Here is a 2,152-nt window from a genome sequence, read left to right as displayed (position 1 = left end):
CCCTTCACATCCGCCTGACCATGAAAGCCTGGAACTGGCTGTTCCTGGATCGCAAGCCCTTTGAACCTGATCCCACGCAATCGGCCCAGTTCAATCGCGGCGCCTATCTGGTACAGGGGCTGGCTCATTGCAGTACCTGCCACACCCCGCGCAACTTCCTGATGGCCGAGCAACTGGACCGTCGCCTGCAAGGCGCTTCGCTGGGCAATTGGTATGCCCCCGACATCAGCCCGGCAGCGTTGCAGGCCAAACCGGCCTGGACGCGTGAAATGCTGGTCGATTACCTGGCCACGGGTCACGCCGGCAATGGCGCCACGGCGGGTGGCCCCATGCTCGAAGCCATCGAAAAGAGTTTCTCGCGCATGAGCCGCGAGGATCTGCAAGCGATGGCGACCTATCTGCTGCCGGCGCTCAGCAGCCCAGCACCGGCTGCCGCAACGCTTGCCCGTGCACCGACAGCCACCGGACTGATCCCGGTGCAGGGCGACGATACGCCGCAGGCGCTGGCGGCGCTCAGTCCGGGTGCACGCATCTACCTCAACAACTGCGCCTCCTGCCATAACACAGCAGGGCAGGGCCAGAATGGCCTGCCCTCGTTGCAGCAGCATCCATTACTGCGCCAGCCCAATGCCGACAACGTCGCCATGGCCATCCTGGAAGGCGTGCTGCCCGAGCATGGGCAGGGCATGATCGGCTTTGCCCATACCCTCAACGATGAAGAGATCGCCGCCGTCACCAATTACCTGATGCAGGACATCGGCGGCAGCAAGGTTGCCATCAGTGGCGAGCGCGTCAAGGTCCTGCGCGCCGGGGGCGAGGCTTCCCCGCTGCTGTGGCTGGCCCGCGCCGGCCTGGCCGTGCTGGTGCTGGTTCTGCTGGGAGCGGTGTTCTGGTGGCGCCGACGCGCGCGCCAGCCGGGTTGATACTGCGGGTGCAGGCCCGTCATCTAGGGCTGGACATGTCATACCAGATGCCGTCCAGCCGACCCTGGCCGGCATTTTTTGTGAGAGTCGTGCAGTTTGTTTTGGCAAGTGTTCCAGCCGCTGTCTGCTGCGAGTGACAGTTGGGATTGTTTCAGGCTATCCTCGACATTCAATGAGGAAAAGCATGAAAAAGATTTCGCAGCACCTGAAAAACCTGGGCATGGGCAGCTTGCTGGTGGCCAGTGTTTCGCTTTTTCCAGTTGCTGCCCATGCTGACCGTCTGGCCGAGATCCAGGCGCGCGGCTCCTTGATCTGTGCCACGCTGGCCAACAATGAACCCTTGGGTTTTCCCGATCCGCAGACCAGCCAGATCGTCGGTTTCGACGTCGACATGTGTAGCGCCGTGGCGCGCAAGCTGGGTGTGCGGATGCAACACAAGAGCGTGACCGTGGAAGCACGCCTGCCGACCCTGATGCAGGGCCAGGCCGACTTGTTGTCGGCGGCGTTGGGCTACACCCGCCAGCGGGCGCACCAGATCGACTTCACCGCCGCGCATTACCAGAATCCGATCAAGCTGATCGTGCACAGTGATTCCGGCCTGAACCTGGTATCGGACCTGGCCGACAAGCGCATCAGCGCCAACCGCAATTCGACTCCGGAACAGGCCGCGCACCGGGTGTTGCCCAAGGCCACCTTGGTGACCTTCCCTGATACCCCGCAAGCCTTCCTGGCCTTGGCCCAGGGCAAGGTCGATGCGCTGGCCATCTCGATGCCCTCGGGCATTCGCTTCGTCAACGAGTCGGGGGGACGCTTCCGGTTCGTCGAAGGGGCGCTGGCCTGGGAGCCGACTGCGTTGGGTGTCAAGAAGGGCGAGCACAAGCTGCTCGATGCGGTCAACCAGGCCCTGGCAGCGCTGGAAAAAGAGGGCGAGATCGATGCCCTGTGGAGCAAGTGGTTTGGCCCCAAGACCAAGTTCAACATTGCCCGCGACAAGAAACTGACCCCGATTGCTAGCTTCCGCTAGCGGCTTGCCGCTGCCTTGCCTTTTTCTTCATATTTTTTTCGTCGTCCTTTTCGTCGTCCTTTCGTCCCGCAACGTATCGTGTCTGTTTCCGCCCCTGGTCTTTCCCTTCATACCAATCATGATGGCCTGCCACCGCGCCAACGCCTACTGGCCATTGCCACCGTCGTGCTGGGCCTGAGCATCGCCGTGCTCGACGGCTCCATCG

General features: G+C 62.5%; 2 protein-coding genes. Both read left to right on the top strand.

Going from position 1 to position 2,152, the window contains the following annotated elements:
* On the top strand, positions 1 to 923 hold a 923-nt coding region (locus I5W_RS22710), incomplete at its 5' end, for a c-type cytochrome (protein ID WP_044530952.1).
* A gap of 184 nt (positions 924 to 1,107) precedes the next feature.
* Entirely contained in the window at positions 1,108 to 1,947 is an 840-nt protein-coding gene (locus tag I5W_RS22705) for an ABC transporter substrate-binding protein (protein WP_044530951.1), read from the top strand.
* Positions 1,948 to 2,152 lie beyond the last annotated feature (205 nt).

The sequence above is a fragment of the Herbaspirillum sp. B65 genome (assembly GCF_000333555.1).
Classification (GTDB): Bacteria; Pseudomonadota; Gammaproteobacteria; order Burkholderiales; family Burkholderiaceae_D; genus Herbaspirillum; species Herbaspirillum rubrisubalbicans.
The sequence above is the reverse complement of the archived record's forward strand: the minus strand, read 5'-3'. Positions and strand labels throughout refer to the sequence as shown.

Excerpts from the sequence above, each read along its gene's own strand:
- I5W_RS22705 (WP_044530951.1), top strand. The coding sequence starts at position 1,108 with ATGAAAAAGATTTCGCAGCACCTGAAAAACCTGGGCATGGGCAGCTTG.